Source organism: Salinisphaera aquimarina (assembly GCF_042643355.1).
Classification (GTDB): domain Bacteria; phylum Pseudomonadota; class Gammaproteobacteria; order Nevskiales; family Salinisphaeraceae; genus Salinisphaera; species Salinisphaera aquimarina.
The window spans coordinates 132,047-156,849 of record NZ_JBHRSS010000010.1; the positions used below are offsets into that span (position 1 = coordinate 132,047).

At 64.1% G+C, this 24,803-nt stretch carries 19 protein-coding genes; 16 read left to right on the forward strand and 3 right to left on the reverse strand.

Annotation, left to right across the window (positions count from 1 at the left end):
- The first annotated feature begins 177 nt into the window (after window positions 1-177).
- From ACFOSU_RS19960 to ACFOSU_RS19985, 6 genes are all read left to right on the forward strand, one after another.
- Entirely contained in the window at window positions 178-3,063 is a 2,886-nt protein-coding gene (locus ACFOSU_RS19960) for a bifunctional diguanylate cyclase/phosphodiesterase (protein ID WP_380691757.1), read from the forward strand.
- Between the two features lie 112 nt (window positions 3,064-3,175).
- Entirely contained in the window at window positions 3,176-4,366 is a 1,191-nt protein-coding gene (locus tag ACFOSU_RS19965; protein ID WP_380691759.1) for an acetyl-CoA C-acyltransferase, read from the forward strand.
- A 22-nt stretch (window positions 4,367-4,388) separates the two neighbouring features.
- The gene (locus tag ACFOSU_RS19970) at window positions 4,389-5,516 is read left to right on the forward strand and encodes an acyl-CoA dehydrogenase family protein (RefSeq protein ID WP_380691760.1); all 1,128 of its coding nucleotides are present in this window, start codon (window positions 4,389-4,391) and stop codon (window positions 5,514-5,516) included.
- A 48-nt stretch (window positions 5,517-5,564) separates the two neighbouring features.
- A complete protein-coding gene (locus ACFOSU_RS19975; RefSeq protein ID WP_380691761.1) occupies window positions 5,565-5,975 on the forward strand; it encodes an MAPEG family protein in 411 nt (136 codons plus the stop codon).
- A 129-nt stretch (window positions 5,976-6,104) separates the two neighbouring features.
- Window positions 6,105-6,899: a M23 family metallopeptidase gene (locus ACFOSU_RS19980; RefSeq protein ID WP_380691981.1), complete on the forward strand. Its 795-nt coding sequence runs from the start codon at window positions 6,105-6,107 to the stop codon at window positions 6,897-6,899.
- Between the two features lie 221 nt (window positions 6,900-7,120).
- Window positions 7,121-8,779 (forward strand): FAD-binding dehydrogenase, encoded by a 1,659-nt coding sequence (locus ACFOSU_RS19985; RefSeq protein ID WP_380691763.1) that lies wholly within the window; start codon window positions 7,121-7,123, stop codon window positions 8,777-8,779.
- A 12-nt stretch (window positions 8,780-8,791) separates the two neighbouring features.
- On the opposite strand, the gene ACFOSU_RS19990 is transcribed toward ACFOSU_RS19985, so the two are convergent.
- A complete protein-coding gene (locus ACFOSU_RS19990) occupies window positions 8,792-9,268 on the reverse strand; it encodes a septal ring lytic transglycosylase RlpA family protein (RefSeq protein ID WP_380691765.1) in 477 nt (158 codons plus the stop codon).
- Window positions 9,269-9,443: 175 nt separating this feature from the next.
- On the opposite strand from ACFOSU_RS19990, the gene ACFOSU_RS19995 reads away from it, so the two are divergent.
- The 8 genes from ACFOSU_RS19995 to ACFOSU_RS20030 all read left to right on the forward strand — a co-directional run bounded on the left by ACFOSU_RS19995 (window position 9,444) and on the right by ACFOSU_RS20030 (window position 21,228).
- Entirely contained in the window at window positions 9,444-10,100 is a 657-nt protein-coding gene (locus ACFOSU_RS19995; RefSeq protein ID WP_380691766.1) for an HAD family hydrolase, read from the forward strand.
- Window positions 10,101-10,352: 252 nt separating this feature from the next.
- Window positions 10,353-11,174 carry a thioesterase family protein gene (locus ACFOSU_RS20000; RefSeq protein ID WP_380691767.1) on the forward strand — a complete coding sequence of 274 codons (822 nt, stop codon included), beginning with the start codon at window positions 10,353-10,355 and terminating at the stop codon, window positions 11,172-11,174.
- 494 nt (window positions 11,175-11,668) lie between these two features.
- On the forward strand, window positions 11,669-13,879 hold the full coding sequence (locus tag ACFOSU_RS20005) for a TonB-dependent siderophore receptor (RefSeq protein WP_380691768.1): 2,211 nt from the start codon (window positions 11,669-11,671) through the stop codon (window positions 13,877-13,879).
- Between the two features lie 209 nt (window positions 13,880-14,088).
- Entirely contained in the window at window positions 14,089-15,675 is a 1,587-nt protein-coding gene (locus tag ACFOSU_RS20010; RefSeq protein WP_380691769.1) for a pyridoxal phosphate-dependent decarboxylase family protein, read from the forward strand.
- Window positions 15,668-17,008 (forward strand): lysine N(6)-hydroxylase/L-ornithine N(5)-oxygenase family protein, encoded by a 1,341-nt coding sequence (locus tag ACFOSU_RS20015; RefSeq protein ID WP_380691770.1) that lies wholly within the window; start codon window positions 15,668-15,670, stop codon window positions 17,006-17,008. The genes ACFOSU_RS20010 and ACFOSU_RS20015 overlap by 8 nt, the downstream gene beginning before the upstream one ends.
- A 55-nt stretch (window positions 17,009-17,063) precedes the next feature.
- Window positions 17,064-17,639: a GNAT family N-acetyltransferase gene (locus ACFOSU_RS20020; protein ID WP_380691772.1), complete on the forward strand. Its 576-nt coding sequence runs from the start codon at window positions 17,064-17,066 to the stop codon at window positions 17,637-17,639.
- Between the two features lie 13 nt (window positions 17,640-17,652).
- Entirely contained in the window at window positions 17,653-19,449 is a 1,797-nt protein-coding gene (locus ACFOSU_RS20025; protein WP_380691774.1) for an IucA/IucC family protein, read from the forward strand.
- Window positions 19,450-19,581: 132 nt separating this feature from the next.
- Entirely contained in the window at window positions 19,582-21,228 is a 1,647-nt protein-coding gene (locus tag ACFOSU_RS20030; protein WP_380691775.1) for an alpha-keto acid decarboxylase family protein, read from the forward strand.
- Between the two features lie 49 nt (window positions 21,229-21,277).
- On the opposite strand, the gene ACFOSU_RS20035 is transcribed toward ACFOSU_RS20030, so the two are convergent.
- Window positions 21,278-22,159, reverse strand: a complete 882-nt coding sequence (locus ACFOSU_RS20035; RefSeq protein WP_380691777.1) for a DMT family transporter — start codon at window positions 22,157-22,159, stop codon at window positions 21,278-21,280.
- Window positions 22,160-22,211: 52 nt separating this feature from the next.
- Window positions 22,212-23,462, reverse strand: a complete 1,251-nt coding sequence (locus ACFOSU_RS20040; protein ID WP_380691778.1) for a dienelactone hydrolase family protein — start codon at window positions 23,460-23,462, stop codon at window positions 22,212-22,214.
- Between the two features lie 158 nt (window positions 23,463-23,620).
- Between ACFOSU_RS20040 and ACFOSU_RS20045 the strand changes: the two genes are divergently transcribed.
- Entirely contained in the window at window positions 23,621-24,046 is a 426-nt protein-coding gene (locus tag ACFOSU_RS20045) for an antitoxin Xre/MbcA/ParS toxin-binding domain-containing protein (protein ID WP_380691779.1), read from the forward strand.
- Window positions 24,043-24,756, forward strand: coding sequence for an RES family NAD+ phosphorylase (locus tag ACFOSU_RS20050; RefSeq protein WP_380691780.1), 714 nt, complete (start codon window positions 24,043-24,045; stop codon window positions 24,754-24,756). The genes ACFOSU_RS20045 and ACFOSU_RS20050 overlap by 4 nt, the downstream gene beginning before the upstream one ends.
- Window positions 24,757-24,803: the final 47 nt, after the last annotated feature.

The following is a 24,803-nucleotide window of genomic DNA, read 5'->3' on the forward strand; positions in this document are numbered from 1 at the left end:
GGTTCACTGTTCACGCGGCGATCGGAGCGCTCTAATTGAAGCTTGAGCGGCTTTGCGCGATCATGGCGCGGTCCGAATCAGGCTTTTGGAACAATATCTTCCAGCAGATTGTCCGACCGGTGCGATAGTAAATATTCCGCATAGACTCAAGTCGGCCAGGGCCGACGAGCGTAATCCATGATCAACACTGCCATCGACGTCTTCGAAAAATACGCGCGCGGCGGGACGTGGTGGTTTGATCGGGAAACCAACGAGCTGTGGTGGTCGCGCGGTATCTATAAGCTCCATGGACTTGACCCCGATGCGGGTCCGCCCTCGATCGATACTGCCCTGACCTACTACGAGCCCGAGTCCAGGGCATTGGTCGAGTCGGCGATCGAAAAGGCGATCGAGGCGGGCACGGGCTGGAACCTCACACTGCAGATCGTTCGCGCGGACGGCGCAAAGCGATTCGTGCAGGCGATCGGCATGGTCGAACCGCGTGAGGGGCGCGAGCCGCTGATCGCGGGCGCGTTTTTCGATGTCCACGCGCAGATGCGTCTGCGGGCCAAGCGTGAACGGCTCAAGCAGAGACTGATCGATGAGAACGCGCGTTGGAAGCTCGCTGGCGAGAACATGGGGCTGGGTATCGTCGATATCGATTTCCCGACATCGCGATATCGACTCTCCGGGCCGATGGGCCAGTGGCTGGCGTTGACCCACGATGACAACGGCGATATATCCCACGACGCCTGGCTGAACACGATTCACCCGGAGGACCGAGCCGCCTATCAGGCCGATCTCGACGCGCATCGGGCCGGGGAGCGACCGCTGCATCTGGCCGAGTTTCGACTGTGTCTGCCGGACAAGGGCGAAGTATGGGTGAAGCAGACCGGCCGCTGTGTTCGCGACGCCGCTGGCGAGCGCCTGATCGGCACGCTGTCGGATATTACCGAGCGCCGCAAGGATCAGCAGCAGGTGCAGGAAGCCTGGCGGCGCCTAGAGCAGACGTTGCGCAATGCCCCGATCGGTATCGCGCTCGTGAGCACCGAAGGCCGCTGGCTTACGGTTAACCGGGCGCTGTGCGACATGGTCGGCTACAGCGAGGACGAGCTGCTCTTGCTGACCTTCCAGGACATCACCCATCCGGACGATCTGGAAACCGATATCGCTCACGTACAGGATCTGCTGGCCGGACGTAAGCGCAGTTATCGGATGGAAAAACGCTATTTCCACAAGAACGGGAATATCGTGGATATCCAGCTCGATGTTTCGCTGCTGCGCGACGAGATGGGTCAGCCGCTGCATTTCATCTCGCAGATTCAGGATATAACCGAGCGCAAGCGAGACCATCTGGAGTTGTTCGAAGCCCGAGAGCTGGCCGAGGTGACATTCGAGGCCATCGGCGAGGGCGTGATTCGAGTCGACGCCAGCGGCCGTATCACCGATGCCAATTCTGCGGCCTACTCGTTGCTGGGCATGGTCGCATCCGACGGCGCCTGTACCGACCGAGTTATCGGCCATTGCTTCGGTGACGTGGTCGAATTCTTCGATGCCGATCGCGAAGAGCGCCTGGCCGATCCGATCAGCGAGGTGCTGGAAACCGGCGAGCGTGTGCGGGTGCCGATTTTCACTCGCCTGCGTCGCCGGGACGGAAGTTCTCTGTCGATCGTGGATTCCATTTCGCCGATCCACCACGAAGACGGGTCGGTGCGGGGGGCGGTGTTTGTATTCCAGGACATCAGCGATGCGCGGCGGATGACCGAGGAACTGGTTCACCAGGCCAGCCACGATGCATTGACCGGGCTGCCCAACCGGCGCGGCTTCGAAGAAGCCCTCGAGCGTGCCTGGAAACGTGTGCGTACCAGTCTGCTGCCCGCCTTCGTGATGTACCTGGATCTCGATCATTTCAAGATCGTCAACGATACCTGCGGGCATGCCGCCGGCGATGAGCTGCTGCGCCAGGTCGCGCTGGCGTTCCGCTCCATGTTGCGCGAAACCGATGTGCTTGCACGCTTGGGCGGCGACGAATTCGCGGCCATTGTCCTGTCCAAGGATGTCGAGGGCGCGCAGATTGTGGCCGAAAAATTCATTCGAGCGGCGGGCGATCTGGGCTTCACCTTCGAAGGACGCAGCTACGCCGTCGGCGTCAGTGTGGGCATCGCCGCGCTTGGCACTCATCTGGCATCGACCGAGGCCGCGTTGATGCACGCCGATGCGGCGCTCTATGCGGCAAAAGATTCGGGTCGTGGCCGCTATCACGTCTATCAGCCCGAACATGAGGACGATCAGGGCACGACGGCTGCGGCGTACCTGAATACCGCGCAACTGCTGCAAAGCGGTCTGGAACAGAACCTGTTCGCACTGTATCTGCAGGCGATCGTCGATGCCGACGGCGTGCGGGTCGGATACGAGGCGCTGCTGCGTTTCGAAGGCCCGAACGGCGTCGTCGGCCCGGATGATTTTCTGCCGGCCGCAAAACGGCTCGGCATGATGACGCGTATCGATCGCTGGGTGGTCACCGAAGCATTGAATATGGTCGAGGAATACGATCGACGGGGACTATGGCCGCAGGATTGCTATCTGAGCATCAATCTCAGCCCGGTTAGTCTGGCTGACCCCAAGTTTCATGCAGAACTCGTGACCGCGTTGGATCAGCGCCAGCTCGACGTTGGGCGCATCGTGTTCGAGATAATCGAGAGCGATGCACTGTTCGGCGCCCACTATCCGCAATTGATCCAGCAGTTGCGAGATCGCGGCTCTCATGTGTGGCTGGACGACTTCGCTAGCGGCTATAACAGTTTCGACATGCTCAAGCGCGCCGCCGTCGACGGTTTGAAAATCGACCGATCGTTCGTTCTGGGTATCGAACAGGATCCGATCGATCGTGCGGTGATCCGCTCCATCGGTGACGTGGCCAATGCGCTCAAGCTGCAGGTGACGGCCGAAGGTGTGGAGACACCGGAAGTGTTCGAACTGCTGCGTCGTGCCGGCGTCGACGGCTTCCAGGGGTTTCTGTTCCATCGTCCGGAGCCGGCCGCGGCGGCGCTGTTGCAGGCACGAACTCAATTTGCGCCGGCGTGATGTAACGCGCCGGCCCATCGGCTGATCCGGTCCGGGTAGACTGGCGGGCGTCATTCGATTGGCTTCACGGTCATGTGCTTCAGGTATGCCGTGGCTGCAAAGAGTTGGAACCATGCAAGAAGATCCCGTAGTCATCGTCGCCGCCGTGCGCACGCCGATGGGCAGTTTCCAGGGCGCGCTGCGCGATATGACCGCGCCGGCCCTGGGCGCGGCCGCCATTCGTGCCGCGCTTGCTCGTAGTGGTGTTGTTGCCGATGCGGTCGAGCAGGCGATGATGGGCTGCGTGCTGCCGGCCGGGCTTGGCCAGGCGCCTGCGCGCCAGGCCGCGCTCGGCGCCGGCCTGTCCGAGGCCACCTGCTGCACCACGCTCAACAAGATGTGCGGCTCGGGCATGCAGGCGATGATTCTGGCCCATGACACGCTGGCGGCCGGCAGCGCCGAGGTCGTGGTCGCCGGCGGCATGGAGAGCATGTCCAACGCGCCGTATCTGCTGGATCGGGCGCGCGCCGGCTATCGCATGGGTCACGGCCGTGTAGTCGATCACATGTTTCTGGACGGTCTGGAAGACGCCTATGAGCCTGGCCGGCTGATGGGCACCTACGCCGAAGACTGCGCCGAGACGCAGGGTTTTTCGCGCGCCGATCAGGACGCGTTCGCGATCGCGTCGCTGGAACGTGCGCGCGCGGCTATCGAGTCCGGCGCGTTTGCTGACGAGATCGTGCCGGTCGAGGCGACAACCCGGCGCGAAACCGTGACCGTCGACACCGACGAGCAACCGCACAAGGCCAGTATCGAGCGGGTGCCCCAGCTCAAGCCTGCCTTTCGTGACAACGGCAGCGTCACCGCCGCCAATGCCAGTTCGATATCAGACGGCGCCGCCGCGCTGCTGCTCATGCGTCGTTCCCAGGCCGAGGCGCGTGGCCTGGCGCCGCTGGCCGTCATTCGTGGCCATGCCGCGTTCGCCGACAAGCCGGGCCTGTTTCCGACCGCCCCGATCGGTGCCATGAAGCGCCTGCGCGAGCGCGTCGGCTGGGACCTTGCGGACGTGGATCTGTTCGAAATCAATGAGGCCTTCGCGGTGGTTGCGATGGCGGCGATGAAGGCCTTCGATCTGCCGCACGAGAAGGTCAACGTGCGCGGCGGTGCCTGCGCCCTGGGTCATCCCATCGGCGCATCCGGCGCGCGTATTGTGGTCACGCTGCTATCGGCCATGCGCGAACGCCATGCCAGGCGCGGCGTGGCATCGATCTGTATCGGCGGCGGCGAGGCGACCGCACTCGCCCTTGAGCTTTGCGAACAATAATAACGACGCCGGAGTTTCGACCATGCTGATCAATGCCGAGCAACAGCAGATCGTCGACGCGGTTCGCGATTTCTCCCAGGCCCGGCTCAAGCCGTTCGCCGCGGAGTGGGATCGCGAGCATCGCTTCCCCGCCGACGCCCTGCGCGAGATGGCGGCACTGGGTCTGCTCGGCATGCTGGTGCCCGAGCACTGGGGCGGTTCCGAGATGGACTACGTCGCCTATGCCATGGCGCTCGAAGAGATCGCCGCGGGCGACGGCTCCTGCTCGACGATTGTCAGCGTGCATAACTCGGTCGGCTGTGTGCCTATCCTCAAGTTCGGCAGCGACGCCCAGAAAGAGCGTTTCCTGCGGCCGCTGGCCAGCGGCGAGATGCTCGGCGCGTTTGCGCTCACCGAGCCGCAGGCCGGTTCGGACGCGAGCAACATCATCACCACCGCGCGTCGCGACGGCGATCACTATGTCCTCAACGGCGCCAAACAGTTCATCACCTCGGGCGCGCACGCCGATGTCGTCAACGTGTTCGCGCGCACCGGCGCAGCGGGTACGAAAAACGCCATCAGCGCCTTCATCGTGCCCACCGACACGCCCGGTTTCAGCGTGGCGCGCGTCGAGCACAAGCTCGGCCAGCGCGCCTCCGACACCTGCGTGCTCAATTTCGACGACATGCGCCTGCCGGCCGACTGTCTGCTTGGCGAGGAGGGCGCCGGCTATCGTATTGCCCTGTCCAATCTGGAGGGCGGGCGCATCGGCATCGCCGCCCAGGCGATCGGCATGGCGCGCGCCGCGTACGAGGCGGCGCGCGATTACGCGCGCGAACGCACCAGCTTCGGCAAACCCATCATCGAACATCAGGCCGTGGCGTTCCGGCTCGCGGACATGGCCACGCAGATCAGCGCGGCACGCCAACTCATGTTGCACGCCGCCGCACTTCGGGCCGCGGGTGAGCCGGGCCTCGATCAGGCCTGCATGGCCAAGCTGTTCGCATCGGAAATGGCCGAGCGGGTCTGCTCCGACGCCATCCAGACCCTCGGCGGCTATGGTTATCTGGAGGACTACGGCATCGAGCGCATCTACCGCGACGTGCGCGTGTGCCAGATCTACGAGGGCACCAGCGATGTGCAGCGTATGGTGATCGCGCGTAGCCTGTAGCCGGAAGCGTAACGATAAAAACAAGTACCACTCTTGGGAGATATACCGATGACCGCGATTTCTGCGTTGATGGCTTTTGTGATCTGGACCGCTGTGCTGGCGCTGAGCTATGCAACCTATCGCGTGCCGATGATTCTGACCGGTCGCCACAAGGCGAGCCACTGGGAGCGCAACAGCAGCGAGCCGGTGGATGACCCGGCGGTACTCCAGCGCGCCAAGGCCGCCCATCTGAACTGCGTCGAGAACCTGCCGCTGTTCGCGGCCGTAGTGCTTGGGGCCGTGGCGCTTGGCGAGAACACGATCGTCGATGCGCTTGCCGCTTATGTGCTTTATGCCCGTCTGGCGCAGAGCATCTGTCATCTGGTTGGCACGTCCTTCGTACTGATCGCCGCGCGTGCGACGTTCTTCCTGATCCAGATATTTCTGATGCTCTATATGGCGATACAGTTGCTGGGCTGAGATGGACGTTGGCGTCCGGTAAGCCGTTCAAAGGAGTTGATCTTGGTTCCAGTCGACATTGCACCTGCACGGACAGGGGGGTGTTTGGAATCATCCCGCCGCGTGCTGATGATCCTTGTCGTGCTGTTCATGTTCGGCGTGGGCAAAAGCGCGCTGGCGGCGAACGGCCCCGCGATGAGTTTTCCTGCCCACGTACAGCAGGGCGCCATGGTCATCGGGCGGGTACCGCCCGGCAGCCGGGTGCAATACAACGGCCGGACCCTGCGCGTGACCGACTACGGCACCGTGGTGTTGGGTATCGGACGGGATGCGCAGGGCGTGGCGAGCGTGCGGGTGACCCCGCCCGGTGAGTCCGAGCGGCTTGCCCGAATCTCGATTCGCGCGCGCGACTGGCCCATCGAGCGCGTCGACGGTGTGCCGCCGAAGACGGTCTCGCCGCCGCCGGCCGTGGCTCGCCGGATTGCCCGCGAGCGCGCCGAGGTCAGCCGGGCACGCGCGCACAGCAACGACGGCATCGGTTTCGCGGAGCATTTCATCTGGCCGGTCAAGGGCCGGATCAGCGGTCGCTTTGGCAACCAGCGTGTCTACAACGGTACGCCGGGCTCCGCGCATTCGGGCATGGATATCGCAGCGGCCACGGGCACGTCCGTGAAAGCGCCGGCAGCGGGCGTGGTGGTGCTCGCCGAGCCCGATCTCTATCTCACCGGCGGCACCGTGCTCATCGACCACGGCCACGGCATCGGGTCCAACTTTCTGCATATGTCGCAGCTCGATGTGAAAGTCGGGGATCGGGTCAAGCAGGGTGACGTGATCGGCAAGGTCGGTTCGACCGGCCGGGCCACGGGCCCGCATCTGCATTGGGGCATGACCTGGTATGACGTGCGCATCGATCCGTTGCTGGTGCTGGGCCGCGCCGGCGGTTGAGCGGCCGCGTTGAAATGCCGTGGGGGGAAGTCCGCCCATGGCGTAGATCGCGTCATTTGACCAACCATTGTTTTCGTAAAAAAGCCGAGACCATTGGCCGGCCGAGCCTAAAAAATAATCAGAACGCCGCATGGCGGCCGCTGCCACTTGTGGCTAAGCTGAAAACCGATGTTTTTCAGCCTGCAGTCTTTATTCAGGCTGCCGAGGACGGGGGAGAGCGCGTGGACAACAGGGCAGATGCGATCGTGGTGGGGGCAGGTCTCGCCGGTCTGGTGGCCGCCGCCGAACTGGCCGATGCCGGCAAGTCGGTGCTTATCGTCGAGCAGGAAGGCGAGAACTCCATCGGCGGCCAGGCGTTCTGGTCGCTGGGCGGTTTGTTCTTCGTCGACAGCCCTGAGCAGCGGCGCATGCGTATCCACGACAGCGTCGATCTGGCGCTGGCCGACTGGATGGGTTCGGCCCAGTTCGATCGCCCCGAGGACTACTGGCCGCGCAAGGTCGCCGAGGCCTTCGTGCATTTCGCCGCCGGTGAAATGCGGCCCTGGTTGTACGAGCAGGGCATGCGCTGGTTTCCCGTGGTCGGCTGGGCCGAGCGCGGCGGCTCGACCGCCCACGCTCACGGCAATTCGGCGCCGCGTTTTCATCTGAGCTGGGGCACCGGCCCGGGCGTGGTCGCACCCTTCGAGCGGCGCGTGCGCGAGCACATGCGGGGCGGGCGCATCATCATCGAATTCCGTCATCAGGTCAGCCGGCTGACGGTTGCCGACGGGCGCGTGACCGGGGTGGCCGGCGAGCGCCTGGCGGTGAGTACGGTCGAGCGCGGTGAGCAATCCAATCGCGAGGTGATCGGCGATTTCGAATATGCCGCCGGCGCGGTGCTCGTCACCGCGGGCGGAATCGGCGGCAACCACGATCTGGTGCGCGAGAACTGGCCGGTCGAGCGGCTGGGCAAGCCGCCCGCACATATGATCTCCGGCGTGCCACATCACGTGGACGGGCGCATGCTCGGGATCACCCACGACGCCGGTGCCGCGATCATCAACAGCGATCGCATGTGGCATTACACCGAAGGGATCAAGAACTGGAATCCGATCTGGCCGAAGCACGGCATCCGCATCATTCCGGGGCCGTCGTCGCTGTGGTTCGATGCCGACGGTCGACGATTGCCCGCGCCGTGTCTGCCCGGTTTCGACACGCTCTCCACGCTGCGCGAGATACTCGCGACGGGGCACGACTATTCCTGGTTCGTGCTCACCCAGAAGATCATCGAAAAGGAATTCGCCCTGTCCGGCTCCGAACAGAACCCGGACATGACCTCGGAAAAATGGAAAGAGGTGCTCAAGAGCCGGCTGTCGAAAGGCGCACCGCCGCCGGTGGAGGCGTTCAAGCAGCACGGTGAGGATTTCGTGGTCGCCGACAATCTGCAGGCGCTGGTAGCCGGCATGAACGAACTGGTTGGCGATTCGCGTATCGACCACGATGCGCTACGCACACAAATTGCCGCGCGTGATCTGCAGATCGACAACCCCTACAGCAAGGACGCCCAGATCACGGCGATTCACGGTGCCCGCCGCTATATCGGCGACAAGCTGTTCCGCACCGCGACGCCGCATCGTTTTCTGGATCCGGCCAACGGACCGCTGATTGCGGTGCGCCTGCATGTCCTTACCCGCAAGACGCTGGGCGGGCTGCACACCAATCTGGACGGGCAGGTGCTCGATGCCGGCGGCGAGCCGATCGGCGGCCTGTATGCGGCCGGCGAAGTGGCGGGTTTCGGTGGTGGCGGCTATCACGGCTACAACGCGCTGGAGGGCACGTTCCTGGGCGGCTGCATCTTTTCAGGGCGGTGCGCCGGTCGCCACGCCGCGGCCAATCTATAAGCGGCCGATCGTTTACTTGAGTATCCGCAGTTCTACGGTAGCGACGCCGTCCTCGGTCATGCCGAGGCGCTTCGCTGCGCGCGGTGACAGATCGATGATGCGGTCCTGCGCGTAGGGGCCACGGTCGTTGATGCGTACGTTGACGTGACGGCCATTGTCGACGTTGGTCACGCGCACGCGGGTGCCGAACGCCAGCGTGCGATGGGCGGCCGTCAGGCGCTTGGATGAATAGGTTTCGCCGTTTGCCGTGCGTTTGCCGTCGAACGAATGCGCATAGAAACTCGCCTCGCCCGTTTGAAATACGGGTCGCGTGTCTTCGGTAGGCGATTCGGCCGGCGGCGCGGGCGAATCGGGCGCCGGACGTGGTGCACGCTCTGTCGCACAGCCCGTGAGCACACATGTCGCGAACAGGCCGGACAAGAGCAGCGCATGGCAGCAGATCCCGTGCAGGTTGCCGCGCCGCCCGATCCAGGCCAATGCAGTGCTCATCGCGCCCCCGCTCCGTGTCTTGGAATGCACCGAGACTTTATCACCGGCCGCGTGATTCGGCTGCAACATCGAATGGGCGGGGTTTTTGCATACGGGCAGAGTAGACAGGCACCACCCGCAGCAATGTGTGAAAACATGACGACTGGCTGTAGTGGCTGAAAAACGAAAGGTGGGTATGCGCTACAAGGTTCTATTGTTCGATCTCGACGGCACGCTCACGGATCCGCGCGAGGGCATCACGCGCTGTGTGCAGCATGCGCTCGCGCGCCAGGGCGTCGACGTGCCGGATCTGGGCCAGCTCGAATGCTTTATCGGGCCGCCGCTCAAGCAGTCCTTCATGGAGTTCTACGGCATGAACTCCGCCGCTGCGGAGCGCGCCGTTGCCGACTATCGCGAGCGTTTCGGCGCGCTCGGCATGTTCGAAAACAAGCTCTACGCGGGCATGGTCGATCTGTTGATCGCGCTCAAGCGCAGCGGTCGGCAGCTGTTCGTGGCGACCTCCAAACCCTGGTTCTATGCACGCCAGATCGTCACCCATTTCGGCCTCGACGAATATTTCGGGCGCGTCTACGGCAGCGAACTCGACGGCACGCGCACCGAAAAACATGCCCTGATCGCGCATATCCTGAGAGAAGAGAAACTCGATGTGGCACAGACGCTGATGATCGGCGATCGCAAGTTCGATCTGATCGGCGCGCGCCACAACGGCGTGGCCAACGCGGCCGTGGGCTACGGCTACGGCAGCCGCGAGGAACTGCTGGCCGAGGCGCCGGATTATTTCTTCGACACCCTCGACGAACTGGATCGCGCGCTGCGCGCCTGTCGTGTGTGAGTTAGGAATCCGAACCGACACGGACAGCTGTTGTAGACGGCGGTGGAATCAGGGCCGGCGCATGGCGCGCTCCGCTTGGGTCCGGTTGTGCGACGGCGGATCGGGGCGCAGCCGCGATATCGCGCCCGCGTCACCTGCCCAGCAAGTGGTTCATTTTTCCAATGGGTTGATAAAAAAACCGGCGGGTGCCCGTACGCCGGCGTATTGCGCTAATCTGCGCGCATCGATTTCGACTTCACCCGGACTGTTTTCATGACCGATACCGACACCCGTATGCCTCTTTCCGATCTGCTGTCGTCGATGACCCCCATCGACGGCGGTGCGCGCGTGCACATCACGCCGGACTGGCTGCAGGGCAGGGCGGTCTACGGCGGCCTGTCGGTGGCGCTGAGTCTGCAGGCGACGCAGAACGTAATCGGCGATGGACTGCCGCCGCTGCGATCGGTGCAGACCAGTTTCATCGGCCCGGCCACCAGCGAGGTGGATATCTACCCGCAAGTGGTGCGCCAGGGCAAATCGACCGCGTTCGTCACCGTCGACATGTACAGCGACGACAAGCTGGCCGCGCGCACGACCTTCTGTTTCGGCAAGGCTCGCGAGTCGCGCCTTGCGATTGCAAATCACGACGCGCCGGCAGTGCCGTCCGTCGACGCCTGCGGCGCGTTCTTCGAAGGCCGTGACGGGCGCAACGCGGGGCCGAATTTTGCGCAGCATTTCAACAGCCGGCTGGCCGACGGCGGTCTGCCCGTCGCCGCTGCCGAACAGCCCGAATTCACTGTCTGGCTGCAGCACAAGGACCCGGCATCGCGCGAGTCGCTGGTCGGTCTGACGGCCCTGGCCGATGCATTGCCGCCCGCCGCCATGGCCTGTTTCGGCGAACGCGCCCCGATCAGCACCATGACCTGGATGTTCGACGTGCTGCAGGCCGCGCCCAGCACCGTGGACGGTTGGTGGCTGTGCCGCAGCAGCGCTGAATACACCGAGGACGGTTATTCCGCGCAGGCAATGACGATCTGGAACACGGTCGGCGAACTGGTCGTCATCGGCCGCCAGAATATCGCTATCTTTTATTAGCAGCGGAGACGCGGCGCATACGGCTCGGCTCGCACGGCTGGCCGGGGCGTTGTTGATACGACCGGGCGTTGCGTCGATGGCGTGTTCCGAAGGCGTTGATGCGCTTGTCGTCGCGGCGGTGATCGATCGCCCGTGTCGGGCGCGCTCGTCGCACGACCGGGCTGTGGTGCCGTTGTCCGAGCGCCTGAATCCCGGGTCCGGCCCGCCTCGGCCACTCGATTAACCATATCCTCCTTCCTGCGCATTGGCGTCGAAGAGAGCGCTATGCCGATGCCATGCGGTTGACGGGAATCGTCTCATTAATGATAATCAGTCGCATTCGCAAACAGGCCGTATGTCGAGCGCTATAAAGATCGGTCCGCGTAGTCGGGGACGCGACCCAAACGGCGCCATGCGTCGGCATGACCTGCAGACGATGCCGAAGCGCTGCATACCGCGCGGCTCGGCGACCGTTCTTGTTCATCGATACGACGATAATTTTGAAAGGGGGTTGGATGTACATGGGAATCGAAGCGAGCACTCTGCCGGGCGTCGACGCAAAGCGTCGGGCAATGAATGCCAGGGCGCTTATCCTGGGCGCAGTGGTCGTCGGCGGCCTCGGTCACTACGGGGTGAGCCTGGCTCAGAGCAATGGGTCGCAGAGCCAGCTCGCGCCGCTGGTCGTCAGTGGCAGCGAGATCGGCAACGCGGACGCGCCGACCGAAGGCTATACCGTGGATTCCAGCCGCGGCGCGACCAAGACCGACACCCCGCTGATCGAGACCCCGCAGACGATCAACGTCATCACCCGCGAGCAGCTCGATAATCAGGCTTCCACCAACATCAACGACGCGCTGCGTTATACCCCCGGCGTGTTCACCGGACTGGCCGGCGCCTCCAAGCGTTCCGACACGGTGGCGTTGCGCGGGTTTCACGGCGGCGACGTGAACAACACCTTTCTCGACGGGCTGCGTCTGCAGACCGATCCGGGCAGTTATTCCGCGGTCCAGATCGACCCCTATTTCCTGGAGCGTATCGATGTGGTCAAGGGGCCGTCTTCGGTGCTTTACGGCCGCGCGATTCCCGGCGGTCTGGTCGCGCTGACCAGCAAGAAGCCGCAGTTCGAGGACAAGCGACAGGTCCGCATCTACGGCGGCTCGCACGACCAGATCGGCGGGGGGCTGGATGTGACCGGCCCGATCGGCGACAGCGACACCGCTGCCTATCGCGTGGTGGCGGTCGGTCGCCACAGCGACACCCAGTTCGACGTCGCCGAGCGCGAGAACTACGGCATCATGCCGTCGGCGTCGTTCAAGCTCTCCGACGACACCGATCTGTTGCTGCAGGCGTATTTCACCAAGACGCCGGAAGGCGATTATCACGGCGCGGTGCCGGCCGGCATCAGCATCAACGACAGCCAGAACGGCCGCAAGGTCGGGCCGTCCTTCTACGACGGTGACCCGGATCGCGAGAAATTCGAGCGCGCGCAGCGGCTGTTCAGCTATCAGCTCGAACATCGTGTCAACGACAACGTCACCCTGCGCCAGAACGCCAGCTACCTGGATATGGACGTGGAACTGGAACAGGTCTATCAGATCGGTTTCGCCGGGCCGGGTTCCTCGACGCTCAACCGGTATTACTCGGGTTCGGACGAGGACCTGAAGGCGTTCTCGATCGACAATCAGGCCCAGTTCGATTTCGACACCGGCGTCATCGGCCATCAGCTGCTGGTCGGCTTCGACTACCAGAATCGTCAGAACCGCGTGCGCTTCGACAGCGCGCCGGCCACGTCCATCGATGCGTTCGATCCGGTCTATGACGGCGACCCGCTCACCGGGCCGATCTTCTCCAGTCCGGCGAACCGCAAGCTCGACCAGATGGGCGTCTATCTCCAGGACCAGCTGAGCCTGGCGAACTGGCGCCTGACCCTGAGCGGTCGCCAGGACTGGCTCGATGCCGACAATCTCGATCTCACCAACAACACCACCTCGAGCGTGAACGCGGACAGCTTTTCAGGTCGCGCGGGCCTGCTCTACAAGAGCGATATCGGCCTGTCGCCGTACGTGAGCTACAGCGAAGGCTTCTCGCCCAGCTCCTACACCGATGAGAACGGCCAGTTGCTCGAGCCGATGACCAGTCATCAGTACGAGGCGGGCATCAAGTATCAGCATCCGGGCACCGAGAACATCGTCTCGCTGGCTGTCTACGAACTCACCCAGGAAAACGTGGCCTCGCGCACGACGGTGCAAAGCGCGGTCTACGAGCCGGTGGGCGAAGTGCGTTCACGCGGCGTCGAACTCGATGCGCGTGCGGCGCTCACCGATCGCCTGTCGGTGCTGGCCGGCTATGCCTATACCGACATCGAGTACACCAACTCGACGCCGGATCGCGAGGGTAATTCGCCCACGCTTGCGCCGGAGCACATGGCCTCGCTGTGGGGCCAGTACGACATCGGCCACGGCATCGATGCCGGCGCCGGCGTGCGCTATATGGGCAAGAGCTGGACCAGCGACCTCAACGAGACCCGGGTGCCGGACTACACCCTGGCCGATGCGTTCGTGAGCTTTGATCTGGGTCATTACAGCAAGCCGCTCGACGGCGCCACGCTGCGCATCAACGCCAACAACATATTCGACAAGGAGTATGTCAGCGGCTGTTTCAACGACACCTATTGCTACTGGGGCGACGTACGCAACGTGACCGCGACCCTGGATTACAACTTCTAGGGGCTATCAACGCCTGCGATCACTGCCACCGTAACCGGTTCGGGCGACGGCCGCCGCCAATGCAACGACAGCGCGCGTCGCGGAATCACCGCGGCGCGCGCAGCCCGACCGCGCCGCAGCAACGGCGCGGCGATTCATGAACGAGGGGAAGAACCCGTGCTCTGAGCGCGGGACAGATGTTTTTGTCTCGAAAAAGGATGCTGACCCTCATGCGAACCACCCGCACCGACAGCCGCGATGCCAAGGATAGCCTGCCCAGTGGCCAGGCCATTGGCCGTAGCGCCCAGATATTCAACGAACACAATCTCGATCTCTACCGTGATCAGGTCGACCAGGCCGCCGACGCGGTGACGGCCGCCGTGCGGCGCGCGAAGCAGGTGCATAGTGGTGTGCGCCCGAGTGAACTGGCGCCGGCGTTCGAGGCACTCGATCTGGACGACGCCTGCGGCGACATGCCCGCGGCGCTCGAGGAACTGCGCCGCCTCTATCTCGACCACGCGGTGTATTTCCATCACCCGCGCTATGCGGCACACCTGAACTGCCCGGTGCTGGTGCCGTCGATCGCGGCCGAGGTGGTGCTGAGCGCGATCAACTCGTCGCTGGACACCTGGGATCAGAGTGCGGGCGGCACCTTCATCGAGCAGAAGCTGATTGCCTGGACGGCCAAACGGGCGGGTCTGGGCGACGCCGCCGACGGCGTGTTCACCAGCGGTGGCACGCAGTCGAACCTGATGGCCATGCTGCTGATGCGCGATGCCTGGTGTGCCCGCGAATACGGCCACGGGACGGTGCAGAAACAGGGCCTGCCGACCGAGGCGTCACGCCTGCGCGTTTTTGTGTCCGAGGTCAGCCATTTCAGCCTGTCGAAGGCGGCCGCGCTGCTGGGCCTGGGGCATGACGCGGTAGTGAGCGTGCCCTGCGACGCGGCCAAACGCATGGATACTGAGGCGCTCGCCGTCGCGATTGCTGCCTGCCGTGCCGAGGGCAATATCCCGATCGCCGTCGCCGCCACCTGTGGCACGACCGATTTCGGCAGCGTCGACGACATGACGGCCATCGGCGTGATCTGTCGTGCGGAAAAGCTCTGGATGCACGTGGACGCGGCCTATGGCTGTGGGCTGCTGGTTTCGAATCGGCATCGGCACAAGCTAGCCGGCATCGAGAATGCAGACTCGTTGACGGTCGATTACCACAAGGCCTTCTTCCAGCCAGTCAGTTGCAGCGCGTTCATCGTCAACAACGGGGCGGATCTCGGACTGATCACCCACCACGCGGATTATCTGAACCCGGCCGAAGCGGCTGCGGCAGGCACGCCGGATCAGGTCAACAAGTCGCTGCAGACGACCAAGCGTTTCGACGCGCTCAAGCTGTGGCTGACCCTGCGCACCATCGGTCCCGATGCCATTGGCGACGCATTCGATGGCGCCGTGGCGCTTGCCCGCGCGACCTACGAACTGATGCTCGCCGAGCCGCGGCTGGAACTGCTCCACCGGCCGGAACTGAGTACCATCGTGTTCCGCTACCGGCCGTGTCTGACCACGTCCGAAGCCGAACTGGACGCACTCAATGCCACGATTCGCGCGCAGCTCGCCCGTGACGGCGAGGCCATGGTTGCCGGCACCAAGGTCGATGGCCGGCGCTACCTGAAGTTCACGCTGCTCAACCCGGCGACCACGGTCGAGCAGATGCGCGAGATTGTCGATCTCGTCGTGACCTACGGCATGGCCAACGATCGCAACGCCCAGTTGGTCGCGGCCGTGCCCGCGGCGAACCGGGCGTATCGTCGTCATGGATAAACGCAATACGCATATTCACGACGTGGCCGGTATCGGTATCGGACCGTTCAATCTCGGCCTGGCTGCGCTGGCCGCACCCATCGAGAACCTCGATGCGGTGTTCATCGACGAAAACGATCAGTTCGACTGGCATCCGGGCCTGCTGCTGGAAGGCGCGACCCTGCAGACGCCGTTCATGGCCGACCTGGTCACGCTCGCCGACCCGACCAGCCAATTCAGTTTCCTCAACTATCTGAAGCAGACCGGGCGGATCTACGCGTTCTATATCCGCGAGAACTTCTTCATGCTGCGGCGCGAGTACAACCAGTACTGCCGCTGGGTCGCGGAGCGTTTGGACAGCCTCGTATTCGCGACGCGCGTTGTCGCCACGGCTTATGACGGAGCGGTCGGCTGCTACGTGCTGACGCTCGAAGACACGGCCAGCGGCGCGCGCCGCGAACTGCGTGCGCGGTCGCTGGTGCTGGGCACCGGGCCGAGCGTGCACGTGCCGGAATGCTGTCGCGATCTGGGCGGCTCTGTTGTCCACGCCCGCGAATTCGCCCATGCACGCGACACGTTGCAGGCCAGCGATTCGATCACCGTGGTCGGCAGCGGCCAGAGCGCGGCCGAGGTGTTCCACGAACTGCTGGCGGATCAGGAACGTCATGGCTACCGGCTCGACTGGTTCACCCGCTCGCCGCGTTTCTTTTCGTTGCAGTACGACAAGCTCACCCTGGAGATGACGTCGCCGGAATATGTCGACTACTTCCATGGCCTGTCGGAACACCGCCGCCACAAGCTCGGCGAGGAACACAAGGCACTCTACAAGGGCATCGACGAGTCGCTGATCAACGCGATCTACGATCTCATGTACGAGCGCGATGTGGCCGGCACGCTGGATGTCGGCCTGCAGGCGAACGTGGAACTGCGCGACGCGCGCCACGAGCCCGGCAGCGACGCCATCGAACTGGATTTCTTCCAGCACGAACAGGGCGCGGCGTTCACGCATCGCAGCGATTCAGTCGTGCTTGCCACCGGCTTCGCCTATCGCGTGCCGGGCTATGTTGCCGGCATCGCCGATCGTATCCGCTGGGATGCACAGGGGCGTTTCGACGCCTCGCGCCACTATGCGGTCGATCACGACAACGCCGAGATCTTCGTCCAGAACGCCGAGATTCATACCCACGGTTTCGTGACTCCGGACCTGGGCATGGCCTGCTATCGCAACGCCTGCATCCTGCGTGCGCTCACCGGCGTCGAGCATTACCCGATCGAGCGGCGTATCGCGTTTCAGCATTTCGCCGTGGGCGAGCCGGAACCGACGGCGTCCGGGCGTCGCCGCACCCCGGCCTGAGGTTCGGCGCATTGCGCCGGATTACCCCTGTTACAGATTCAACGAGGAGACGAGCTTGAGCGATACACGCGTTCTTCAGGCCCGCCAGATTCCCGGTATCGGCGAACTGGCGATCGTGCCGTTCGATATCGAGCGCCATACGCCGACCGCCCATGCCTGGCTGCGCAGCGACCATGCCCGGTTTTGGGGCATGAAGTCGCTGAACGCCGATCAGATTCGCGACTATTTCCAACAGCTCGCCGCCTCCGACGATTTCGATGCCTTCATCGGGCTGCACGACGACCGCCCGACCTTCCTCATGGAACGCTATGCGCCGGCCGCGGAAGCCATCGGCGACCACTACGACGTTCAGCCCGGTGATGTCGGTATGCATGTGCTGGTCGCGCCCGGCGAAAAACGCATTCCCGGTTTCACCTGGGTGGTGTTCGTCCAGATCATGGATTTCCTGTTCAGCGATACCGCCGTCGAACGCGTCGTGGTCGAGCCGGACGTGGCCAACGAAGGCATCCACCCGATCAACCGCCGTGCCGGTTTCGTCTATCACCGTCAGGTCGAATTGCCGGGCAAGACCGCGTGGCTGGCGACCTGCACGCGCGACGACTACGCCGCGGCGCTCAGCGCTTCTCTTTAAAGGACACCATCCGATGACCCGCATGCCGATCACCGCCACCGAACAGGCCGTCGCCCATCTCGATCCCGAAACCTGGGCCGCCGCCAACGCTCGTATGGTCACGAAAATGCTCAGCGAGTTCTGCCACGAACTGCTGATCACGCCCGTGGCCGAGGATGAAGACAGCGGTATTTATACGCTCACGCCGGACGACGGTGCCGTGCGCTATCGCTTTTGCGCGCGCGTGCTCGAACTCGAGCACTGGCATATCGAACCGGGAACGTTGGAAAAGACCGTTGACGGGCAGCCCGCGGCGCTGGATGCCGTGACCCTGATCACTGAACTGCAGGATAGTCTGGGCATCGGGCCGGGCGCGTTGCCGATCTATCTGGAAGAGATCACCGCCACGCTCTACAGCATTGCCTACAAGATTGCCCACGGCGGCCCGGCGGCGAGCGATTTCGTCGACGGCGATTTCCAGCAGATCGAAGCCGCGATGACCGAAGGCCACCCGGCGTTCGTTGCCAACAGCGGACGCATCGGTTTCGACAGCGTCGACTATCGCGCCTATACGCCGGAAGCGGCCGCGCCGATCCGGCTGGTCTGGATCGCCGCGCATCGCAGCCGCGCCGAGTTCGCCTGCAGTTCACAACGCAGCTATGCCAGTCATATGGCTGACGAGCTGGACGATGCCAATCGTGCGGCCTTCGCCGAGCGGCTGGCCGAGCGCGGTCTGGATGCCGGCAATTATCTGTTCATGCCGGTGCACCCCTGGCAATGGCACAACAAGCTCGTCTATCTGTTCGCCGGCGAAATCGCCTCGCAGCATCTGGTCTATCTCGGCTTCGGCCAGGACGCCTACCAGGCTCAGCAATCCATTCGTACGCTTTTCAACCGCGACAATTCGACGCGCTGCTACGTGAAGATGGCGCTGTCGATCCTCAACATGGGCTTCACCCGCGGCCTGTCGCCGTACTACATGCGCGGCACGCCGGAGATCAACGACTGGATCGATCAGCTTGTGCGCGGCGACGCCTACCTGCAAAGCAAGGGCTTTTCAATCCTGCGCGAGGTCGCCTCCATCGGCTACCGGCATCCGCAGCTCGAGGCCGCCGCGCCCAAGACCGACGCCTACAACAAGATGCTGGCCGCACTCTGGCGGGAAAGCCCGATCGCCCAGATCGACGACGGCCAGCGTCTGATGACCATGGCCGCGCTATTGCACCGCGACGCCGACGACGCCTCGGTGATCGGTGCGCTCATCGACGCCTCGGGCCTGGACACCGATGCCTGGCTGGCGCGTTATCTCGACGCCTACATGAGCCCGCTGCTGCACTGTTTCTTTGCGCACGATCTCGTGTTCATGCCGCATGGTGAGAACATCATTCTGGTGCTCGAAGACAACGTGCCGGTGCGCGCGATCATGAAGGACATCGCCGAAGAGGTCGGCATCATGAACACCGAAGTCGATCTGCCCGGCGAGGTGGCGCGGCTGTCGGTCGAGGTGCCCGAAGAGCTGAAGGTGCTCAGTCTGTTCACCGATCTGTTCGACCTGATCTTTCGCTATATCGGCGCGATCCTGCATACCGAGCGCGGTTATCCGCAGGAAGCGTTCTGGCAGCAGGTCGCGAACTGCGTACACAACTATCAGCAGACCCACCCGCAGTTCGCCGACAAGTTCGCGAAATACGACCTGTTCGCACCCGAGTTCAAGCGCTCCTGTCTCAACCGCCTGCAGCTGCGCAACAACGCCCAGATGATCGATCTCGACGATCCGGCCGGCAATCTGCAGTTCGCCGGCACCTTGCAGAACCCGATCGCGAACCCGTGATGCCGTAGCGTGCAGGTCGAGGCCTCGACCCGCACGCATTTGTCTCGCATTTCAGTGTACTGAAGACGCTCATCCGCGACATTTTCTCTTTCGTTGGCAGCGCGCCCCGCCTTGCGCTATGGTCGACAGACGATGAGTGAAACGGCAATAGGGCATTACCTGCTCAACCGCCTGTCGGAGTTGGGCGTCAAGCATGTGTTCGGCGTGCCCGGCGACTATGTGCTCGGTTTCTACGATCAGATGGAGCACAGTTCGGTAAGCCACGTCGGCACCACGCGCGAAGACACCGCGGCCTTCGCTGCCGACGGCTATGCGCGCTGCAACGGCCTCGGCGCGCTGGCGGTGACCTACGGCGTCGGCGCGCTCAGCGTCGTGAATCCCATCGCCGGCGCCTATGCCGAATCCGCGCCGGTGGTCGTGATCAGCGGCGCGCCCGGCACCAACGAGGTCCAGAACGACCCGATGCTGCATCATCGCTTCGGGCCGTTCACTTTCCAGCGCGAGATCTTCGAACGCATCACCTGCGCGACCGCTGTGATCGACGATCCGGTGCTCGCCTTTCGCCAGATCGATCGCGCGCTGGCCGCTGCGCTGCGCCATCGCAAGCCGGTTTATATCGAGCTGCCGCGTGACCTGGTCGAACAGCCCGGTGTCGAAGTCGCCGCACCGCCCGACGAGCAGATGGAGGCCCGCGACGACGCCGCGCTCGCCGAAGCGGTCGCCGAGACTGTCGAACTGCTGGCGCATTCCAAATCGCCCGTGGTGATAGCCGGCGTCGAGATCCACCGGCGCGGCTTACAGAAGCCGCTGCTGGATTTCATCGAGCACGCGAATCTGCCGGTCGCGGCGACGCTCACCGGCAAGTCGGTGATCCGCGAACGCCACCCGAATTACCTGGGCATCTACAGCGGCGCGCTGAGCAACGACGACGCCCGCCGCGTGGTCGAGGATTCCGACTGCATCCTCATGCTCGGCATGACGCTCAACGATATCGATACCGGCGGCTATACCATCCAGCTCAATCCACAGCAGATGATCCGCGCCGCCCAGGGCGATGTGTTCATCCGCCATCATCGCTACCCCGGCGCGCCGCTCAATGATTTTCTTACCGCGCTCAACCGCACGGGGCGCCCGCGAACCGAGGCGCTGCCCCGATTCACCACCGGGCCCGAGGCCACCAATTTCCCGGAGAAGGATCGTGCGATGACCATTGCGCGGCTCATCGGCCGGCTCAACGCGGCCATTACGCCCGACATGATGGTGGTCTGCGATACCGGCGACTGCCTGTTCGCCGGCGTCGAACTGCGCGTGCACGATCAGACCGAATTCCTGGCGTCCGCCTACTACACCACCATGGGTTATGCAGTGCCGGCAGCGCTTGGCGCGCAGGTTGCCCGTCCGCAGCGGCGTGCACTGATCCTGGTCGGCGACGGTGCTTTTCAGATGACCGGCACCGAACTGACCAGCCACTGCCGGCAGGGCCTTGCGCCGATCGTGATCGTGTTCAACAACCGCGGTTATTCGACCGAGCGTTTCATCCTCGACGGGCCGTTCAACGATATTGCGGAATGGCAGTTTCATCGTCTGGGCGAATTGTTCGGACCGCTCGACGGCTACGACGCGCCCGACGAATGCGCGTTTGAACAAGCGCTGACCGCGGCCGTTGCGAACACCGACACCGCCAGCATCATCAACGTGCGGTTGGAACCGCGCGACGCCTCGCCGGCCATGCAGCGCCTCGGCGCGCATCTCAAGGCACGGCTCGGGCGCGAGGACTGACGGGCCCCGCATCAATCGATTCGGCTTGTCGATTGCTACCGGAGAGGCGCTATCGAGTCGCGGCCCGCGGGCCGCGACTGGCGATGGCAACGCCGGCGGCGGCGATCAGCATGCCCGCGATCTGCAGCCCGTTGAGCGTTTCGTCGAATAACAGATAGGCGAAGACCGCGACCACCGGCGGCACGAGATAGAACAGCGAGGCCACGCTGGCCACCGAACCACGGCGGATCATGAACAGCAGCAGCGAGATCGCGCCGACCGACAGGCCGAAGACGGACCACAACAGGCCGACCCACGATTGCCAGACCATCTCGAAGCGGCCGGTTTCGGTGAGCAGCGCGATCGGGATGGTGACCACGGCCGCGCCGATGAACTGGGCGGCGGCGCCGGTTCGAATATCGGCGGTCGCGCCGATGCGTTTCTGCCAGATGGTGCCGAGGGTGATGCCGAGCATCGCCGCAACGATAGCGATCAACGGGCCAGCGGCCACGCCCTGCGTGCCGACATGCAGTTGCGGCTCGAGCACCAGCAGGGCGCCGCCGAAGCCGAGCAGAATGCCGACCCATTTACGCAGCCCCACGGTTTCGCCGAGCAGCGGAAAAGCCAGCAGCGCGGTGAGCAGCGGTTGCAGCCCGACGATCAATGCGGCGATTCCGGCGGGCAGGCCGTGGCGCACGGCCCAGAACACGCCGCCGAGATAGATGCCCTGCAGCAGCACGCCGGCGAACAGGGCGTTGCCCCAGGCGCGAGCGCCTTGCGGCCACGGTGCACGGAGGCCGATCGCGATCACGATGAATGCTGCGGCGCTTAACAGGTAGCGGTACGACAGGAACGTCAGCGGGTCGGTGTAGGGCGCGACCAGCCGTGCCGCGATGAAGCCGGTCGCCCAGATGCCGACGAAGGCCAGCGGCATGACGCGTTCGAAATTCATGGTCGCATCACGATCTGTACCCGATGTGAGCAGGATATTGGCGTCGCACGGTTTAATCCTTGTCCGCGCTGGTGGCCCAGTTGGGCATCAGATCATTGCTGGGCTGGTCCTTGTCGAGCAGCTTGCGCGCGGTCTCGATGCCGGCGATCGGCAAGCCGGCGGGGTCGAGCTTGCCGATCTGTACCAGCAGCGACGCCTGATCCCAGTAGATGTGCTCGTTGTAGAGCTTGTCGCCGCGAAAGGCCACGATCACCACGAACGGAATCTCCACATATTTGCCGGTCGGCTCGATGCCGGGCAGCAGCCAGTCGATTTCGCAGTCGTGGGTGAAGCAGAGTACGAACTCATCGACCATGCGATCGACGCCGACGGTGCGCGAGATCGGTTTCATCTGCAGATCGGCCGGGTTCTTCGGAATGAAGTGGTGCTTGTAGAAGCGCTTGAGGTTTTCGTAGCCGGTGCCGCCGGTCATGGTCGGCACGTGATTGACGTAAGGCTCGGCGACCATGGTCTTCATCGTCTCGTCCACGTCGCGGGCGGCGAATTCGAGTTCGAAGTGATGGTCGGCGAGGGCGGCCAGATCGTAGTGCGGCCCGAGGGCCGAGCGCAGCACGGCAAGGGTGCGGGTATGCGCCAGGCGCGCCGCACCCGGGTTGTAGTGGTCGTTGCCCCAGCGGTTGAAGGCGTGATCGGCGTTGTCGTAGACGAAGACCTGCACGTCGTTGTGCCCGGCGAAGGCCGTGCGGATTTCCTTGATCGTTTCCGGCGGCGAGAACTTGTCCAGCCCGCCGAAATGCAGGGCCATCGGGCAACGGATCTTGTCGGCCAGATCGAGCGCATCGTCGATACCGACGCCGTAGTAGCCCACCGCGGCATCCACGTCGCATCGCGCGGCGGCGAGATAGGCCAGCTTGCCGCCCAGGCAGAAGCCGACCACGCCCACGCCGCCGGCCTGATCGTCGGCGACCACGGCGTCCATCGCCCGGGCGGTGGCCACGGTCGCGCCGATATCGGCGACGGTGCGATCCACGTCCAGGCGCTGGAAGTAGCCGAAAGCCTGTTCGAAATCGGCGGGTTCGTAGCCGAGTTCGATGCCTGCATCGAACTGGTGAAACAGGTCGGGCGCGATCGCGACATAACCTTCCTCGGCATAGAAGTCACAGACCTCGCGGATATGCCGATTCACGCCGAAGATCTCCTGCAGCACGATCACCGCCGGCCCGTGGCCGCATTCCGGCAGGGCGCGGTAGGCATCGAAACGGCTGCCGTCGGGGGCGTCGATAGTGATCGTGTCGGCGGTCATGAGAATTCTCTTGGCTTATACAACGGCGTCGCATTATCGAGGCAGGACGGAATCGGTGCAAAGCCCTGAATCCGCACGACGGGCCGCTGGCAGTGAATTATCAAATGATCAATAAATAGTATAAAGTGATCATATGAGTTACACGCGAGGTCGACACCATGGCTTCCCAGGCTGCTGAACGGCTCGACACAAGCCCCGATATCCACGATGCGCAACTGCGCCGGCGGATGAGCCCGGGCGCGCTACGGACCTGGTTCGGGATCGCCAAACAATGGGCGCTCACCGATGTGCAGGCCGCGCGCCTGCTGGGCACACCGGCAAGCACGTATCGACGCTGGAAGCGCAGGCCCGACGTGACGCTCGACGTCGGCCAGATCGAGCGCCTGTCGCTGCTGCTGGGGATCTACAAGGGCCTGGAAATGCTGTTGCCGCGCGCGGATGCGGCCGATGCGTGGATCAAGCGGCCGAACAGCAACCCGATCTTCGGCGGCGCGACGCCGCTGAAGCGCATGTTGGCCGGCCATATCGAGGACCTGTCCACCGTGCGCCGCCATCTGGATGCCGAACGCGGCGGCTGGGCATGACGCGGCCGCGTCCAAACGATTTTCCGACGGCTCGGGTCGACTGGCGGCCGAGCCACCGGATCGTGCCGTCGCGCTTCCCGCCGCGCGGGCTGTTCGACCGAGTATCTGACCCGGCCGATCTCGACGCCACGATCGCGGTCGAGTCGCTAACCAACGACCGCCTGCGCGACGAAGTGGGCGACCTGTCGCTTGTGCCCAAAGCCGAACGTCTGGCCGGGCCGGGCACGACGCCGGTGATGGCGGCCTTCACCCATCTCAATCCGGCCGGTTCGCGGTTCTCCGACGGCTCCTTCGGCGTGTTCTATGCCGCGCACAGCGAAGCGACCGCGGTGCGCGAGACGGTTTTTCATCGTGAGCGCTTCCTGGCTGACAGCGCGCAGCCGCCGATGACCGTCGAGATGCGTGTCTATCAGGTCGATGTCGCCGGCGCGCTGCGCGATCTGCGCGCCGGCACGGCCGCTACGTGCCCACTGCTCGATGCCGACGACTACCGCGCCGCCCAGGTGTTCGGGGGCGCCGAGCGAGCCAACGGCGGCGACGGCATCGTCTACCCGAGCGTGCGCGACCCGCACGGCGAGTGTGTGGCCGTGTTCCGGCCGCGCGTTCTGGCGCCGGCGGTGCAGGGCCGGCATTTCGGCTATATCTGGGACGGGCAGCAGATCACCGACGTGGTGACCCTGGGCGAAAGCGGTATCGCGCCGCACGGCTGAGCGCGCCCGCCTGCGACAATATGTCCTATCGGCGTAACTGCGCGCCG

What these genes read in the sequence shown, in the direction of transcription:
- ACFOSU_RS19960 (WP_380691757.1), top strand. Translation starts at nt 178, where the DNA reads ATGATCAACACTGCCATCGACGTCTTCGAAAAATACGCGCGCGGCGGG.
- ACFOSU_RS19965 (WP_380691759.1), top strand. Translation starts at nt 3,176, where the DNA reads ATGCAAGAAGATCCCGTAGTCATCGTCGCCGCCGTGCGCACGCCGATG.
- ACFOSU_RS19970 (WP_380691760.1), top strand. Translation starts at nt 4,389, where the DNA reads ATGCTGATCAATGCCGAGCAACAGCAGATCGTCGACGCGGTTCGCGAT.
- ACFOSU_RS19975 (WP_380691761.1), top strand. Translation starts at nt 5,565, where the DNA reads ATGACCGCGATTTCTGCGTTGATGGCTTTTGTGATCTGGACCGCTGTG.
- ACFOSU_RS19980 (WP_380691981.1), top strand. Translation starts at nt 6,105, where the DNA reads ATGTTCGGCGTGGGCAAAAGCGCGCTGGCGGCGAACGGCCCCGCGATG.
- ACFOSU_RS19990 (WP_380691765.1), bottom strand. Translation starts at nt 9,268, where the DNA reads ATGAGCACTGCATTGGCCTGGATCGGGCGGCGCGGCAACCTGCACGGG.
- ACFOSU_RS19995 (WP_380691766.1), top strand. Translation starts at nt 9,444, where the DNA reads ATGCGCTACAAGGTTCTATTGTTCGATCTCGACGGCACGCTCACGGAT.
- ACFOSU_RS20000 (WP_380691767.1), top strand. Translation starts at nt 10,353, where the DNA reads ATGACCGATACCGACACCCGTATGCCTCTTTCCGATCTGCTGTCGTCG.
- ACFOSU_RS20005 (WP_380691768.1), top strand. Translation starts at nt 11,669, where the DNA reads ATGTACATGGGAATCGAAGCGAGCACTCTGCCGGGCGTCGACGCAAAG.
- ACFOSU_RS20010 (WP_380691769.1), top strand. Translation starts at nt 14,089, where the DNA reads ATGCGAACCACCCGCACCGACAGCCGCGATGCCAAGGATAGCCTGCCC.
- ACFOSU_RS20015 (WP_380691770.1), top strand. Translation starts at nt 15,668, where the DNA reads ATGGATAAACGCAATACGCATATTCACGACGTGGCCGGTATCGGTATC.
- ACFOSU_RS20025 (WP_380691774.1), top strand. Translation starts at nt 17,653, where the DNA reads ATGACCCGCATGCCGATCACCGCCACCGAACAGGCCGTCGCCCATCTC.
- ACFOSU_RS20030 (WP_380691775.1), top strand. Translation starts at nt 19,582, where the DNA reads ATGAGTGAAACGGCAATAGGGCATTACCTGCTCAACCGCCTGTCGGAG.
- ACFOSU_RS20035 (WP_380691777.1), bottom strand. Translation starts at nt 22,159, where the DNA reads ATGAATTTCGAACGCGTCATGCCGCTGGCCTTCGTCGGCATCTGGGCG.
- ACFOSU_RS20040 (WP_380691778.1), bottom strand. Translation starts at nt 23,462, where the DNA reads ATGACCGCCGACACGATCACTATCGACGCCCCCGACGGCAGCCGTTTC.
- ACFOSU_RS20045 (WP_380691779.1), top strand. Translation starts at nt 23,621, where the DNA reads ATGGCTTCCCAGGCTGCTGAACGGCTCGACACAAGCCCCGATATCCAC.
- ACFOSU_RS20050 (WP_380691780.1), top strand. Translation starts at nt 24,043, where the DNA reads ATGACGCGGCCGCGTCCAAACGATTTTCCGACGGCTCGGGTCGACTGG.